This is a genomic window from Flavobacteriales bacterium, assembly GCA_016712535.1.
Taxonomy (GTDB): Bacteria; Bacteroidota; Bacteroidia; order Flavobacteriales_F; family PHOS-HE28; genus PHOS-HE28.
In genome coordinates, this window is the sequence record JADJQW010000004.1 from 561,432 (window position 1) to 576,478 (window position 15,047).

The window sequence follows — 15,047 nt, forward strand, 5'->3', positions numbered from 1 at the left end:
CGGGGTCACGCCCCTACCTTGGCCAACCCGCAACCGGCTCAACCCCCAACCCTTTCAACCTCGATGGCTTCGGTCCTCATCACCCGCCGCGAGCGCTTCTCCGCTTCACACCGCTTGGCCCGCGCCGACTGGAGCGACGCCAGGAATCTGGAGGTCTTCGGCAAGTGCAGCAACCCCAACGGGCACGGGCACAACTACGAGCTGTGGGTCACCGTGAAGGGCGAGCAGGACCCGCAGACGAGCTTCGTCACGGACTTGAGCCAGTTGAGCCGCATCATCAAAGAGGAGGTCATCGACCACTTGGACCACAGGAACATCGATGTCGATGTGCCCTTCATGCGCGGGCGGCTCAGCAGCACGGAGAACCTTTGCGTGGCCATCTGGCAGCAGCTCGAGGCGCCGATCAAGAAGCTCGGCTGCGTGCTGCATGGCGTGAAGGTGCAGGAGACCGAGAACAACACTGCGGAGTACCATGGCGCGTAAAGCGAAAGGCAAGGCCATCGATGGCGAGCACGAGCCCACCGGCGAAGGCTACGAGCGCATCGACCTCTATGATGAGAAGTCCATCGCGCGCATCAGCGGGCACTACGGCGATATCCTCAAGCAGATCGGTGAGGACCCGAAGCGCGAAGGCCTGCAGAAGACGCCCGAGCGCGTGGCCAAGGCGCTGCAATACCTCACGCACGGCTACGACCTCGACCCGGCGGCCATCCTCCGGGGCGCGCTCTTCAAGGAGAACTACAGCCAGATGGTGCTCGTGAAGGACATCGAGGTGTACAGCCTCTGCGAGCACCACATGCTGCCCTTCTTCGGCAAAGCGCATGTGGCCTACATCCCCAACGGCTGCATCACCGGGCTGAGCAAGATCCCGCGTGTCGTGGACGCCTTCGCGCGGCGCCTTCAGGTGCAGGAACGCCTCACGGACCAGATCCGCGACTGCATCCAGGACACGCTGAAGCCCATGGGCGTGGCGGTCGTGATTGAAGCGGCGCACCTGTGCATGCAGATGAGAGGCATCCAGAAGCAGAACTCCGTGACCACCACCAGCGCCTTCACGGGGATCTTCCTGAATGACCCCCGGACGCGGGAGGAATTCATCAAGCTCATCGGCGCCCGCTTGCATTGACCCTGAGCGTCACGCCGGAGGTCTGGCGCGCGGTGGCGCGCCTGTCCCGGCCATCCGGCGACTCACCTATGCCATAGGCGTCGTCATTGGTGAGATGCCGGATACGCGGGTACCCTTTGCTGCGCAACGGCCGCGTTCCGGCGTGACGCGTGGAACGGCACCTGACGGGAATTAGCCCGCTGCACCCGACCTTAGCGCGGCATTCGCCAACCTCATGGAACAGAATCCGATCCCCACCACAGGCCAGGTCATCTACGGCCCCGAGACCAACGTCCGCGCCTTCCTGAGCCAAGTGTTCACCTACATGGCCACGGCCCTGGTGCTCAGCGGCGCCATGGCCTGGCTCTTCGCCAGCACGCCGGGACTGCTGCAATACCTCTACAATGCCGATGGTGGGCGCAGCATCCTGGGATGGGTGGTGATGCTCGCGCCATTAGGCCTGGTATTCCTCATGAGCGGCATGATGGAGAAGCTCAGCGGAACATTACTGCTGCTCACCTTCATCGCCTTCTCGGCGCTCATGGGCATCAGCCTCTGCTACATCTTCATCCTGTATGCGGCTGAGTCCATCATCAAGGTCTTCTTCATGAGCGCCGGCATCTTCGGCATCATGGCCGTGGCCGGCTACACCACCAAGACCGATCTCACCAAGCTGGGAAGCCTGCTCATGATCGGCCTTATCGGCATCATCATCGCCTCGGTGATCAACATGTTCCTGGGCAGCAGCACCATGGACTACGTGATCAGCATCATCGGCGTGGTGGTCTTCACTGGGCTCACCGCCTACGACATGCAGAAGCTCAAGCGCTTGGGCGAAGTGGTGGGCACCGGCTCCGAGACCGCGCAGAAGATGGCGCTCATGGGCGCGCTCAGCCTCTACCTCGATTTCATCAACCTCTTCCTGATGCTGCTGCGGCTCTTCGGGCGGCGTGATTAGCTCATTGCAGGTTGGGGCTTGAAAAGTGGAAGGTTGAGGGTTGCAGGTTGAATGCAACGTCAACCGATGTTTCAGCCAACCCTCAACCTCCCGTCAACCTACAACCCTCAACCTTCCGAAGAAAATGACCGCCTATGTCTTCCCCGGCCAAGGCTCCCAATTCCCCGGCATGGGAAAGGATCTTTACGACACAGATAGCAATGCACGTGTCTGGTTCGAGCACGCCAACGACATCCTCGGCTTCAAGCTCACCGATGTGATGTTCAGCGGCAGCGAGGCCGACCTGAAGCAGACCAATGTGACGCAGCCCGCCATCTTCCTGCACAGCGTGGTGAAGGCCAAGGTGATGGGCGATGCCTTCCAACCGGCCATGACCGCAGGACATTCACTCGGCGAGTTCAGCGCTTTGGTGGCAGCAGGTGCCATGGAGTTCGCCGATGGCCTGAAGCTGGTAGCCGCGCGCGCCAACGCCATGCAGAAGGCCTGTGAGCTTCAGCCGAGCACCATGGCCGCCATCATCGGCCTCGACGATGCCAAGGTGGAAGAGTCCTGCGCGGAGATCACCGCCAATGCCGGCAAGGGCGTGGTGGTGGCCGCGAACTACAACTGCCCCGGCCAGCTGGTGATCAGCGGCACCATCGATGCCGTGAACGCCGCGTGCGAGGCCCTCAAGGCCGCTGGTGCGCGTCGAGCGCTCGTGCTGCCCGTGGGCGGTGCCTTCCACAGCCCGCTCATGGAACCCGCGCGCGCGGAACTCGCCACCGCGATCCAATTCACGCCGATCGTGAACCCGCGCTGCCCGGTCTATCAGAACGTGGATGCCCGTCCGCACACCGAGCCCGCGCGCATCAAGGCCAACCTCATCGCGCAGCTCACCGCGCCCGTGCGCTGGACGCAGACCATGCAGGGCATGCTGAACGATGGCGCCACCAAAGTGGTGGAGGTGGGCCCCGGCAATGTGCTGCAAGGGCTCTTCAAGAAGGTGAGCAAAGAGGTGGAGACGGTGGCGGGGTAGACTCGGCGCCTGTATCGAGGGGTTCTATGGCTTGAGATTGTTGCGCATCAGCGCCTACATTCGTTCAACCCCTATGGCCATGAAGAACCGATATGCCGCGGTCGTCGGCTTCTTGCTTTGCTCGACTCCTTCCCAGGCGCAGCAGCCCTTCCTCACGCATACGGATGAACCGGTGTGGAGTGTCATGGTGACGATTTATGGGATTGGCATCTCCTACAGCACGCACACAACCGTGATGTCCTCAAGCGTCTTTATGTGCGGCCATGAGTATTCAGTCGCGAATGTCGGAGCCGCAGGCGGGTACTTCAGGAATGAAGGAAGCAAGACGTATTTCCGGAGGTCAACGTTATGCAGTGAGCCCGAGTACCTTGCTTATGACTTCACGCTTGAGATCGGTGACACCGCGTATGTTGGTGTCCTCCCGATATTCACGCCTGATGAGATTCCGTTTCGGCTGGAGAGCATCGATACGGTCATGATCAACCAGATTCAGAGAAGGAGGTTTCACATGCGCTACAATCCGTTCTGGATCGGAGATCCGGAGCCCTTGTACGTCTCCATGCATTGGGTAGAAGGGCTTGGGGCTTTGCCCGACCCCTTCTTCCATTTCCGATGCCTGGATTCAACCTGCGATGTGGGGTACACGTTGTTGTGCAATGACAGTCTCGGCGTGCGGATTTACCAACTCGGATCCACCTGTTCTGTTTCCAATGTTGGAATACCTGAAGGAGGGGAGCCCTCCGCGTCGCGCTTTTATGCGCACATGGAAGATGGCCAGGTGCGGTTGTCCTATCCCGATCGTTTCCGCAATGGCGCGCTCAGGATCCTTGACCCGAGCGGAAAGGTGCTGTTCACTGGTCGTGTCGATGCGCACGTGCGGTTCCTCGGCATGCCCTCTTTCACCTCCTCAATCCTGCTTGCCGAACTCGCTGATGAGGGTGGCACGAGATGGATCGCGCGCTTCATCGCAACGCACCATTGAACGGGCTTTCAGGTCTGTGCCGCGTTAGTTTCGCGCTCCCATTGCCATGCCCATCACTCGCGACGCCGTCCTCTCCGCCCTTTCCCGCATCCTCGAGCCCGACCTGAAGAAGGACATCGTGGCGCTCGACCTCGTGCGCGACATCCGGATCGAAGGGAACACCATCCAGGTGAACGTCGAGGTGAGCAACCCCGCCATGCACAGCCGCAAGCGCATGGAGGAGGCCGTGATCTTCAATGTGAAGCAGGCGCTCGGTCAGGAGTTGAATGTGATGGTGACGGTAAGCCCATTGAGCGGCGAGCGTGCCAACGTGCGCAAGGTGCTGCCCGGCGTTAAGCACATCGTGGCCATTGCCAGCGGCAAGGGCGGCGTGGGCAAGAGCACCATCACCGCCAATCTCGCTGCGGGCCTGGCCGCGCGCGGCCTGCGCGTAGGCCTCATCGATGCCGACATCTACGGCCCCAGCATGCCGCTGATGTTCGATGTGGTGCATGAGAAGCCCGGAACGCGTGAGCGCGATGGCAAGCATTGGATCGTGCCGGTGGAGAGCTACGGCGTGAAGCTGCTCAGCATCGGCTTCTTCGCGCAGACCGATCAGGCCATCGTTTGGCGCGGCCCCATGGCCACCAAGGCACTGGAGCAGATGATCAAGGATGTGGACTGGGGCGAGCTTGATGTGATGTTCATCGACCTGCCGCCCGGCACCGGTGACATCCACCTCTCCTTGGTGCAGGCCGTGCCCTTGAGCGGTGCCATCATCGTGAGCACGCCGCAGCCCGTGGCCCTCATCGATGCGCGCAAAGGCGTGGGCATGTTCCGGCTGCCCAGCGTGAATGTGCCGGTGCTCGGCATCGTTGAGAACATGGCCTGGTTCACGCCCGCTGAGCTGCCGGAGAACAAGTACTTCATCTTCGGCAAGGGCGGTGCGAAGGCGCTCGCGGAGGAACTGAAGGTGCCCTTCCTGGGCGAAGTGCCATTGATCCAAAGCGTTCGCGAGGCCGGCGATGTGGGCCGCCCCGCCGTGCTGCAAGGCGATACGCCCGCCGCTGCGCCTTTCCGCCATCTTTGCGCCACGGTCTCGGACAGCGTGCTGAAGGCCATCCCCGCTTGAGCCATGAACCCCAAGGACCTCGAAGCCGCTGAACTGCGCATCCGGGAAGCGCTCGCCGAGCTGCGCCCCTTCCTCGAGGCCGATGGCGGCGACATCACCTTGGATGAGGTGACCCCCGATGGCGTGGCGCGCGTGCGCCTGCACGGCAACTGCCTGGGCTGCGCCATGGTGCCCATGACCATGAAGGCCGGCGTGGAGGAGGCGATCAGGCGCGTGGCCCCGCAGGTGAAGAAGGTGGAGGCGGTGAATCTGGGCGTGGAGGCCTGAAAGCGAACCAAGCGCAGGCGCTGGTGTTATCCCGCCGCGTGATCCGCGTCACCAGCGCGCATCCGCCCCCGGCTACCTTCGCGCCGCATTCCATGTCCACAGCCCCTACGAAGACCAAGCCCGTTGAGGAACGGCGCAACGTGGTCATCCTCTTCGCCGGTGATAGCGGCGATGGCATCCAGCTCACCGGCGCGCAGTTCACCGACAGCAGCGCGCTCTTCGGCAACGATGTGAGCACCTTCCCGAATTTCCCGGCGGAGATCCGTGCGCCGCAGGGCACCCTGGCCGGCGTTAGCGGCTTCCAGCTGCACTTCGGCAGCGTGGAGGTGTGGACCCCCGGCGACCAGTGCGACGTGCTGGTGGTGATGAACGCGGCGGCGCTGAAGGCCAACCTGATCAAATTGAAGAAGGGCGGCGCCATCATCGCCAATACCGATGGCTTCGATAAGAAGAACCTCCGCCTGGCGGGCTACATCGACGAAGCCGATCCGCTCACGGACGGCTCCCTCTCCGAGTACTCGCTGCACAGCGTGGATGTGACCAAGATGACGCGCGCTGCGCTTGACGGCCTCACGCTCGGCATGAAGGAGAAGGACCGCTGCAAGAACATGTTCGTGCTGGGCTTCATCAACTGGATGTACAGCCGCGGCATGGAGAACAGCGAGCGCTTCCTGCAGCAGAAGTTCACGAAGAAGCCGGACCTGCTCGAGGCCAACCTGCGCGCGCTCAAGGCCGGCTACCACTTCGGCGACACCAGCGAGACCTTCACCACGCGCTTCGAGGTGAAGCCCGCGCCCATGCCCAAGGGCAGCTATCGCAGCATCACCGGCAATCAGGGCACCGCGCTCGGCCTCATCGCCGCCGCGCAGAAAGCGAAGCTCGACCTCTTCTACGGCAGCTATCCCATCACACCGGCGAGCGACATCCTGCACGAGCTCTCGCGCCACAAGAACTTCGGCGTGGTCACCTTCCAGGCGGAGGATGAGATCGCGGCCATCAGCAGCGCGATCGGCGCCAGCTACGGAGGCGCGATCGGCATCACGGCGAGCAGCGGTCCAGGCATCGCGCTGAAGACCGAGGCGATGGGCCTCGCCTTCATGCTCGAGATCCCCTTGGTGATCGTGAACGTGCAGCGCGGCGGACCGAGCACGGGCCTGCCCACCAAGACAGAGCAAGCCGACCTCTGGCAAGCGGTCTTCGGCCGCAACGGCGAAGCCCCCATCCCCGTGATCGCCGCCAGCACGCCCATCGATTGCTTCGACATGGCCTTCGAGGCCGTGCAGATCGCCATCGAGCACATGACGCCGGTGATCCTGCTCACCGACGGCTACATCGCCAACGGCGCGGAGCCATGGCGTTTCCCTCAGTCGAAGGACCTGCCTGCCATCGCGCCCAACTTCATCAAAGGCCCGAACGATGGCGAGCGCTTCCTGCCCTATCTCCGTGACGATCGAGGGGTCCGCCCATGGGCCTTGCCCGGCCAACCTGGCCTGCAGCACCGCATCGGCGGCATCGAGAAGCAGGACATGACCGGCAACATCAGCTACGAGCCGAAGAACCATGAGCTGATGGTGCGGCTGCGTGACGAGAAAGTCGCGCGCATCGCGGATCGCTTCAAGCCCATCCGTTTGGATAGCGGTCCGCCCGAGGGCGATGCGATCATTGTGGGCTGGGGAAGCACCTACGGGGCGATCAGAACGGCCGCCCTTGAATTGCAAGCTGAAGGGCACAGCGTGGCGCACGTGCACATCAGGCACCTGTTCCCCTTCAACAAGGGCTTGGGGCCACTGCTGAAGAAGTACAAGCAGGTGCTGGTGCCCGAGATGAACAGCGGCCAATTGCGGCAGATGCTGCGCGCGGAGTTCCTCGTGGACGCGCAGGGCCTGAACAAGATCCAAGGATTGCCATTCACCAGCGCGGAGATCAAGGAAGCCGTGCTCAATCTGATGAAGCGATGAGCGCCGTGAACGGGACCGTTGCTCCGGAGAGGATCGATTTCTCTTCCGACCAGGAAGTGCGCTGGTGCCCTGGCTGCGGCGATTACAGCATCCTGAAGCAGGTGCAGACCCTGCTCGAGCAGAGCGGCAAGAAGAAGGAGGAGGTGGTCTTCATCAGCGGCATCGGCTGCAGCTCGCGCTTCCCTTATTACCTCGATACGTACGGCCTGCACGGTATCCACGGCCGTGCACCGGCCATCGTGAGCGGCCTGCGCAGCGTGCGACCCGACCTGAGCGTGTGGATGATCACCGGCGATGGCGACGCGCTCAGCATCGGCGGCAACCACATCATCCACCTGCTGCGCCGCAATGTGGACGTGAACGTGCTGCTCTTCAACAACGAGATATACGGCCTCACGAAAGGGCAGTATTCGCCCACTTCACCCGAAGGCGCGGTGACGCGCAGCACGCCCATGGGCAGCACGGATCATCCGTTCAACCCGCTCGCGCTGGTGAAGGGCGCCGATGGCACTTTCATCGCAAGGAGCATGGATCGAGACCCCAAGCACATGCGCGAAGTGCTTGCTCGCGCTGATGCGCATCGCGGCACCTCGCTCGTGGAGATCTACCAGAACTGCAACGTCTTCAACGACGGCGCCTTCGAGGTCTTCACGGAGAAGGCGAACAAGCCCACGAACACGCTCTTTGTGGAGCAGGGCAAGCCGCTCACCTTCGCGAACGGGACGAAGGGCATCTGCATCAAGGAGATGAAGCCGCGCATCATCGACATCGGCCCGGACTTCTCGCCCAACGACTGCTGGATCCACGACGAGCGCGACAACTTCAAGGCCTCGATCCTCGTGCGCTTATTCGAGGACCCCCGTCACGAAGGCGCCTTCCCGCGTCCCTTCGGCGTATTCTATGTCGCCGACCGTCCCACGCACGAGGAGAAGCTGCAAGGGCAGGTGAAGCGCGCGAAGGAGGTGAAGGGAGTCGGCGACCTCGATGCGCTGCTCAAGGGCGAGCATACGTGGACGATAGGCTGATCGATCTATCGTAGAGAGAAGCTGACCGGCAGCTGCATCCGGCAGGCCACTGGCCGTCCGCCCGCCCGGCTGGGCTCCCACTTCGGCATCATGCGCACCACGCGCAGCGCTTCGCGGTCGCACGCCGCCCCTCCGCTCCTCTGCACGGCGTGATTCGTAGTGCTGCCATCGGCCTCCACGGTGAACACCAGCACCACACGCCCATCGCCGCCGGGATCCGCGGGCACCTTCATCCGTTCGCGCAGCCAGGCCCACATCGCCTCTTCGCCGCCGGGGAAGCGCGCAGCTGTCTCGATACGCTGCTCGTTGATCGCTGTGACGCGCGCACTGTCTTCCGCCGGGACTCCAGTGGCACCCGTGCACGGAAACACCACGGGCATCAGCTCTTGCCGCAAGCGCACGCGATCGGTATTGCGCTTCTGCCGTGCGCGGTCACCGGCGGACCAGATCAAGTAGCGGCTTTCGTCGAGCAGATTTTCCTCCACGTTGCCTTTGGTGCGCAGCATGGCGCGCAGGCCATTGTCGTCGGTGGGCGCGAGGGATGCGGTGATGCGTGACTGCCCGGAGGCTTTGGCCGCAAAGGCGAACTGCTGCGAGCCTTTCATGCCGAGGCAGAGCAGGTCGTAGGTGAAGAGCGTGTTCAGGCGTTCTTCGAAGCCCCCGCCTTGCTCGTTCATCCGTTGGTAGCTGTTCAGTTGGTCCGGGATTAGGTACACGACTAGCTCATCGAAGCTCGCACGGTCCGCGACTTCCACGATTAGCGGTGTATAGGAGAGTGCGGCGGTCTTTCCGGTCTGGTCGTCAGTGTAGCTCATGCTGCTGCGCGAAACGGTGGCTTGGAGTACGGCTTTGTCCACGTTCCACCAGCCGGAATTGCTCACAGGTACCACCCATGCCGCGCGCGGGAATGGTACTTGCTTGTAGCCGAGCTGCTTGTATACTGTGTCTAGGTTCGCGGCTAGTTCTTTTTGGAACAATGCGCCTTCCCGGACGCTTTCAGCCATAGCATGATCCGCGCGCTTGGCATCGCTCTTCACGTCCTGTTTCCATTGTTCGTTCCAAAATTTCTCTTGGGTCTTGCGGATGGCGTCGGCCTCTGAACTGCTGATTTTCTCGTAGAAGGTGCGCAGGCGTTCTGCCGCATGCTTGGGCAGGTCCACGCGGCCGTCGTTACGCCGCGTGAAAGCGCTGAATGCAGCGTGCCCCATGCGCACGGCTCGCGAATCCAGCTCGCTCAGGTCCTGGTCGAGGTTGTTCACGTAGAGATCGAGCACCGCATTGTCGCAGGTGCCGTGGATCGCGCGCATGCGCTCCTCGAACTCGCGCGTGGCCAGGTTGCTCCCGTTGAAGCGCGGCTGCCAGATGGTCATAACCTTGGCGGGGTCGATGCCTGTTCCTTGATACGTCGTTTCCATCAGCTTATCCAAGTTCTTGGTCGTCGTGTCCGAAGAAACGAACGCTTCGACCGGACCCGAATTTCCAGTACCAGCGACGACGGGCCATATCTCTGTGCGCTCGGCGATTCCTCTATCCTGCACGGGCGCTGGCGATGATGTGTAGCAGAACGAGTAATACAAGCTGTCCTTGAACGCTTTGGTCGTGACAGCCTGCCCCAACTCAGCGAGCTTTTGCACATAGCCCGGCGGATAGAAGTTGAGCGTGGTGATGTCCACGGGCACCAACGATTTCTTCAGCGGCTGCGGGTCGCGCCAATCGATACGGCCATCGGGCAGCTCCTCGCCGCGATAGAGCATCATGCCTTCTTGGTTGCGCTGTGCCGGCACCATCGCCGTGATCGCCTTGCTCGGATCGATGCGAACCACACGTCCGTTCTGCCGGGCGTCGATGTGGAACATGCCGCCGGTCTCCAAGAGCGTATCGCCGCTCATGGTGCTGAGGCCCGCTTTGACGATGTCGATGGCCGTGAGCGCTTCCTTCAGCGTCACCTGCACGGGCGATGCGATCGTTCGCCCGAGGCTGTCGATGAAGCAGCCGCGGGGGATGTCGAGCACGATGCCTCCTGGGCTGAGCACTGTGGTGTCGCGCTGGGTATCGACGTTGATCAGGAGTGGTCGTAGGGCATCTTCCGTGGCAGTGATGCCCTCTTCAATGGTCGCTCGGGGCGCATCACCCCGCTCATCGTATGTCGGCGCTTCGCGCTTCAGCATGAGCACGGCCGCCGTGATGCCGATCACAGCAACGATCACCGACCCGCCGATCCACGGCCCCGGCTTCCCGAAGCGATAGGCGCGATACGCTTTCGCCGCGGCAGCGCGAACCGGAACGCGCGCCACGCCTTCGCGCAGCGCCCGCTGGTCATCGATCAGCTCGCGCAGCTCCGCGCTCTTGCTTGCGCGTTCTTCAAAGGCCGCACGGTCAGCAGCGTTCATGGACCCGTCGAGGTAACGGTCCACCAGTTCCATCAGGTGCAGTTCGTCGCGCATGTTCAGGGGTGTTGCATGGTTGCGACGGTCATGGGGACAAGCTTGCGGTACCGCTTGCGGGCCTCCTCCAGGCACTTGTACTTGCGCGTCTTCGCAGCGCCCTCGCCGGCGAAGCCCAGCACCTTGGCGATCGCGCTCAAGGGCTCGTGCTTCACATAGAAGCGCGTGAGCACATCGAGGCACTTATCGCTCAGCGATTTCAGCGCCTGCTCTGCGCGCTTGTACTCGCCTTCGCGTGCCAGGAGCACCGTGAGGTCGGCGGGCTCATCGGCCTCATCATCGAGCTTCCACTCGGTGAGGGCCTTGTGGCGGCGGCGCAATTCCTCGCGCCAGAGGTTGCGGCATACCGCGAAGAGGAAGGTGCCGATGCCGCTGGTGAGCAAGAAGCCTTCGGTGCGCACGCGGCGGTGGAAGATGATGAGGGCATCCTGGAAGATGTCCTTCGCATCGCCGCTGCGGCCGCTGTTCTGCCGCACCAGGTGCTCCACCTTGGGCAAGTGGGCGTAGAGCGCCTTGAAGGCCTCGTGGTCCTTGCCGCTCCGGATGAGGTCGATGATCCGCTCGTCGTCCATGGTCGTGACCGTCTTTCACCCTTGATGGCAGGAACGAAGAAAGGTGACCCATCGCACCCGGACCGCTGATCAGAATTCCACCTTGTAGTAGAAGAGCGGCAGGAAGCCCAATTGGTACTCTTCGCGGATGGGGTCGCCGCTCGGGTGGTCGGGCGCGTAGGTGAGCGTGAGGATATTCTGCTGGCCGGTCACGTTCACCAGGTCGAGGCCCAGCTCATGCATCACTTTCGGCCGGTTCCAGCGGTATCCCAGTTTCAGGTCGGCGCGGAAGTAGGGGCGGAACTGCCGCGTGTTCACCAGGCTGTCCACATAAACCACCTCCTGCGCGGCGGCGCTCGCCTCGCGATCGACCGGGCCGTACCAGCGGCCGCCCGCGTAGGTGAATTTGGTGCCGATGCTGATCACCGACTTCTTCGCGGTGGTGAACTCGCGCGCCAGCACCAGGTTGAAGGCATTTCGGCCGTTGAAGGAGGTGTTGCGCCAGACGCCATCGCTGCCGCGGTAGCGCGCATCGAAGAGCGATGCCGTGAAGAGGCCGTACCAGCCCCTGGCGAAGGCGTGCTCCAGCGTGAGCTCGATCCCTTGGTTGCAGCCGTTGCCTTTGTTGTGGAGGCTGTCCGGGAAGAAGCGCTCGAAGCCCGCGCCGGTGTTCACGAAAGAGAAGGAGGAGGGCGCCACGCTCACCGGCACGTCGAAGAGCCACTGGTAGTAAGCTTCAAGTTTCATGCGAACGCGCTGCCCCAATCGCCGTTCGTAGCCCACTACGCCGTGATGCGTGCGCGTGAGGCCGATGCCCGTGTTCTGCTCCTGCGGATCGCGGCCGTTGGTGGTGGCGCCGTAGAAGAGCAGGTAGCCGGGCTGCATCTGCGAGTGCAGTCCATAGCCGGCGGAGATCCGTTGCCGCGTGTCGGGCGCGTAAGAGATGCCGAAGCGCGGCTCGATCGGCGAGAAGCTGTTCGCGTTGATCGAGTTGTAGAGCGAGGTGATGCCCAGCGTGGCGGTCCACTGTTCGTTGAAACGATGACGCACCTGGGCATAGGGCTGCAGTTGCGTGGCGCTCACGCCCGCATCCCAGCGCACCCGCCAGGTTCCCAATGCGTTCGGGTCTCCATCTACCGTCGCCGGGATGATCGCTCTCGCGCTATCGAGGTAGGCGCCCCATTGCTGCTCCGTGTTCACTCCAACGCGCAAGCTGGTGCGAAGGCCAAGTTTCCGGTTGGCGAAGACGTACAGCATCGCCTTGCTCTCATGGAATCGGTAACGCAGCAGAGGTGGCAGGCTGTCCACCTCGAAGCGTCCGTCCACCACGCGGCGGTACACGTAGCGGTGATCCGAGTTGATGCCCTGGCCGCTGAGCGCAAGCGTGGCCTTCACGTAGGTCTTTTCATTCAGGGTGCGCGTGGCGGTGGCGCCCACGGTGCCCATGCGCGAGCGGAAGTACTGGTCGCGGTCGTTCTCGCCGTAGATCAGGGTGGCGGTGTCGGGCTTCGCCTGATCACTGATCACGATGTCGATCCTGCTGCTGCCGCCGATGCCCCAGAGCGATACCGAGCCTTTCTTGCTGGGGAAGTGGAAGCGGAAGGCCGCATCCTGGTACTGCGGGATGGCATCGGTGCCGATGCGGATGCCCATGAACCCGAAGAGCCGCAAGGTGCTGTAGCGATAGCTCACCAGATAGCTCGAGCGGTGCTTCTTGCTCAACGGCCCTTCGGCCATCAATTCGGTCCCGAGGAAGCCGAGCTGCGCAGTGAACTCATGCTTATCGGCGTTGCCATTGCGCATGCGCAGGTCGAACACTCCAGCAGTGGCATTCCCGAATTCAGCGGGGAATGCGCCGGTGAAGAAGTCGGAGTTCGCGAGGTACTTGTTGTTGAGGATGGTGACAGGCCCACCGCCGGTGCCGGGTATGGCGAAGTGGTTCGGATTGGGGATGTTCACGCACTCGAAGCGCCAGAGCACGCCCATGGGGCTGTTCCCGCGGATCACGATGTCGTTGCGGCTGTCGTCAGCGCCTTGCACCCCGGCGAAGTTGCTGGCCATGCGGCCGGGATCGCCACGGCTGCCAGCGTAGCGGTCCGTCTCTTCCACGCTGAATTGCCGCGCGCTCAGCAGGGCCATCTCGTTCCGCACCTCGCCCGGCGCGGCATCGCCCACGATTTCCACTTCGCCCAATTCAGTGAGCGCGCCCTGCAACCGCACGGAGACCGCCAGGTCCTTCGCGCTGGTGAGCACGAGGCCGCTGAGGACCTGGTCCTCGTAGCCCACCATGCGCACATGCAGCGCAATGCGACCCCATGGCGCGCCGCTCAACGTGAAGCGCCCGTCCTGATCCGTCACGGTGCCGATGATCGGATCGCTGCCCACCACCACCACTGTTGCGCCCGGCAGCCCGATCAGGCTCTCGGCATCCATCACCTCGCCGCGAACGGCTTGTGCATGCAGATGCGTGATGCCCATGAGGCCGAAAGTGATGAGCAGGGTGCGGCGCATGCGTGCGGATAGTCCAAATCAAACCATTCTGACCCGATTTCGTCTGAACCGCGCATCGCGCTGGACGCGTTACGGGATCGGGCAGTTTCCCGACTTGATCGCGACTCCGTCTGTGGCAACCATTGGATATGATCCGGCTCCGGACCCTGCAAATCCTTTTCATCCTCACCGTTGCCGGACGTGTTTCCGCCCAGACCTTCGACTTGGAGCAGTTCGAGCAGGTCTTCAGGCCGCGCTTGCGCCTCGATGCCCGCTTTCTGCCCGAGGCCGCATTCCGCGACACTTCCGGGCGATTCGGCCTCACGGAGGCCACCGCAGTGTTCACCGTGCCCGTCCGATCCCGGTTCAAGCTGGGCTTCGAGGCCGATAGCAGCGCACGGGGCATCGGCGATTTCCTGAAGAAGAGCGTCCGTGTCCGGGCCTCACAGGTGCTGGCCACCGCGCGCTTCACCGGCCGCGAGGCGCGGATGGGCCTCGACAGTTTGGGACCGCGCAGGCTGATGGCTGCGAGCGCAGGGCTCATGGGCGTGAAGCTCACGCGGAACCGTCGCTTGCTCTTCTGGAGCGCCAACGTGAACGTTAGCGAGGAGGAACGCACGATCCATGAGGCCGTGCTCCGGGGCAACGGTGTCATCGGCAAGCTGCACGTGAAGGGCTTGCGCAGGCAGTTCTTCTACGGGTTGGCAATCAGCTATTCCGATCGGTTCGTGCTGCCGTTGCCCTTCCTTGGCGGGGAGGCGCCGTTGGGCGGCAAGTGGTCCTTGCACTATGTGGTGCCGGCGCAGTTGGCATTCGGTTACCGTCCCGGATCCGGAACCCGGTTCCTGGCGGGCTTCGCAAGCGACGGTTTCCGCTCCGGTCTGGAATGGCAGGGCGAACGGGTGAATATGAATCACGCGGCTTTCCGGGCCTTCGTCAATCTCCGTCATCGCGTGAACAGGACCATCCAGGTCCGTGCGGATGCAGGATACGCCATCACGCAGGGCCTGCGCTTCACAGGGAGCGATGCCGATCGCACGCGCTATCCCATCACGCCCGGTTTCTCCTTCGGTTTGGGCGCGAATGTGCTCTTCGGGAACAGCGTGGCCCAGCGACTTCTCGATGAGGTGCTGAATTGAAC

The 15,047-nt window shown here is 62.9% G+C and carries 13 protein-coding genes; 10 read left to right on the forward strand and 3 right to left on the reverse strand.

The window, feature by feature from the left end; genetic code table 11:
- Positions 1-63: 63 nt before the first annotated feature.
- From IPK70_16915 to IPK70_16955, 9 genes are all read left to right on the forward strand, one after another.
- Positions 64-483, forward strand: a complete 420-nt coding sequence (locus IPK70_16915; protein ID MBK8228845.1) for a 6-carboxytetrahydropterin synthase — start codon at positions 64-66, stop codon at positions 481-483.
- The gene (gene folE, locus IPK70_16920) at positions 473-1,126 is read left to right on the forward strand and encodes a GTP cyclohydrolase I FolE (GenBank protein ID MBK8228846.1); all 654 of its coding nucleotides are present in this window, start codon (positions 473-475) and stop codon (positions 1,124-1,126) included. Before IPK70_16915 ends, folE begins: the two co-directional genes overlap by 11 nt.
- 214 nt (positions 1,127-1,340) lie before the next feature.
- Complete coding sequence (locus tag IPK70_16925) at positions 1,341-2,063, forward strand: Bax inhibitor-1/YccA family protein (GenBank protein MBK8228847.1); 723 nt, start codon at positions 1,341-1,343, stop codon at positions 2,061-2,063.
- Positions 2,064-2,187: 124 nt separating this feature from the next.
- Positions 2,188-3,078 (forward strand): ACP S-malonyltransferase, encoded by an 891-nt coding sequence (gene fabD / locus IPK70_16930; protein ID MBK8228848.1) that lies wholly within the window; start codon positions 2,188-2,190, stop codon positions 3,076-3,078.
- Between the two features lie 73 nt (positions 3,079-3,151).
- The gene (locus tag IPK70_16935; GenBank protein MBK8228849.1) at positions 3,152-4,060 is read left to right on the forward strand and encodes a hypothetical protein; all 909 of its coding nucleotides are present in this window, start codon (positions 3,152-3,154) and stop codon (positions 4,058-4,060) included.
- Positions 4,061-4,112: 52 nt separating this feature from the next.
- Positions 4,113-5,171, forward strand: coding sequence for an Mrp/NBP35 family ATP-binding protein (locus IPK70_16940; GenBank protein ID MBK8228850.1), 1,059 nt, complete (start codon positions 4,113-4,115; stop codon positions 5,169-5,171).
- A gap of 3 nt (positions 5,172-5,174) precedes the next feature.
- Positions 5,175-5,438 carry a NifU family protein gene (locus IPK70_16945; GenBank protein MBK8228851.1) on the forward strand — a complete coding sequence of 88 codons (264 nt, stop codon included), beginning with the start codon at positions 5,175-5,177 and terminating at the stop codon, positions 5,436-5,438.
- Positions 5,439-5,530: 92 nt separating this feature from the next.
- Entirely contained in the window at positions 5,531-7,396 is a 1,866-nt protein-coding gene (locus IPK70_16950; protein MBK8228852.1) for a 2-oxoacid:acceptor oxidoreductase subunit alpha, read from the forward strand.
- Positions 7,393-8,421, forward strand: a complete 1,029-nt coding sequence (locus tag IPK70_16955; protein MBK8228853.1) for a 2-oxoacid:ferredoxin oxidoreductase subunit beta — start codon at positions 7,393-7,395, stop codon at positions 8,419-8,421. Before IPK70_16950 ends, IPK70_16955 begins: the two co-directional genes overlap by 4 nt.
- 5 nt (positions 8,422-8,426) lie before the next feature.
- Here IPK70_16955 and IPK70_16960 read toward each other — a convergent pair whose 3' ends face one another.
- The 3 genes from IPK70_16960 to IPK70_16970 all read right to left on the reverse strand — a co-directional run bounded on the left by IPK70_16960 (position 8,427) and on the right by IPK70_16970 (position 13,927).
- Positions 8,427-10,865, reverse strand: a complete 2,439-nt coding sequence (locus tag IPK70_16960; protein MBK8228854.1) for an energy transducer TonB — start codon at positions 10,863-10,865, stop codon at positions 8,427-8,429.
- 2 nt (positions 10,866-10,867) lie between these two features.
- Positions 10,868-11,437 carry a sigma-70 family RNA polymerase sigma factor gene (locus IPK70_16965; GenBank protein MBK8228855.1) on the reverse strand — a complete coding sequence of 190 codons (570 nt, stop codon included), beginning with the start codon at positions 11,435-11,437 and terminating at the stop codon, positions 10,868-10,870.
- A 69-nt stretch (positions 11,438-11,506) separates the two neighbouring features.
- Entirely contained in the window at positions 11,507-13,927 is a 2,421-nt protein-coding gene (locus IPK70_16970; GenBank protein ID MBK8228856.1) for a TonB-dependent receptor, read from the reverse strand.
- Positions 13,928-14,055: 128 nt separating this feature from the next.
- Between IPK70_16970 and IPK70_16975 the strand changes: the two genes are divergently transcribed.
- Entirely contained in the window at positions 14,056-15,045 is a 990-nt protein-coding gene (locus IPK70_16975; protein MBK8228857.1) for a hypothetical protein, read from the forward strand.
- The last annotated feature ends 2 nt before the right edge of the window (positions 15,046-15,047 follow it).

Coding starts and splice junctions, on each gene's coding strand:
- IPK70_16945 (MBK8228851.1), top strand. CDS start 5,175: ATGAACCCCAAGGACCTCGAAGCCGCTGAACTGCGCATCCGGGAAGCG.
- fabD (MBK8228848.1), top strand. CDS start 2,188: ATGACCGCCTATGTCTTCCCCGGCCAAGGCTCCCAATTCCCCGGCATG.
- IPK70_16955 (MBK8228853.1), top strand. CDS start 7,393: ATGAGCGCCGTGAACGGGACCGTTGCTCCGGAGAGGATCGATTTCTCT.
- IPK70_16925 (MBK8228847.1), top strand. CDS start 1,341: ATGGAACAGAATCCGATCCCCACCACAGGCCAGGTCATCTACGGCCCC.
- IPK70_16935 (MBK8228849.1), top strand. CDS start 3,152: ATGGCCATGAAGAACCGATATGCCGCGGTCGTCGGCTTCTTGCTTTGC.
- IPK70_16950 (MBK8228852.1), top strand. CDS start 5,531: ATGTCCACAGCCCCTACGAAGACCAAGCCCGTTGAGGAACGGCGCAAC.
- folE (MBK8228846.1), top strand. CDS start 473: ATGGCGCGTAAAGCGAAAGGCAAGGCCATCGATGGCGAGCACGAGCCC.
- IPK70_16915 (MBK8228845.1), top strand. CDS start 64: ATGGCTTCGGTCCTCATCACCCGCCGCGAGCGCTTCTCCGCTTCACAC.
- IPK70_16975 (MBK8228857.1), top strand. CDS start 14,056: ATGATCCGGCTCCGGACCCTGCAAATCCTTTTCATCCTCACCGTTGCC.
- IPK70_16970 (MBK8228856.1), bottom strand. CDS start 13,927: ATGCGCCGCACCCTGCTCATCACTTTCGGCCTCATGGGCATCACGCAT.
- IPK70_16965 (MBK8228855.1), bottom strand. CDS start 11,437: ATGGACGACGAGCGGATCATCGACCTCATCCGGAGCGGCAAGGACCAC.
- IPK70_16960 (MBK8228854.1), bottom strand. CDS start 10,865: ATGCGCGACGAACTGCACCTGATGGAACTGGTGGACCGTTACCTCGAC.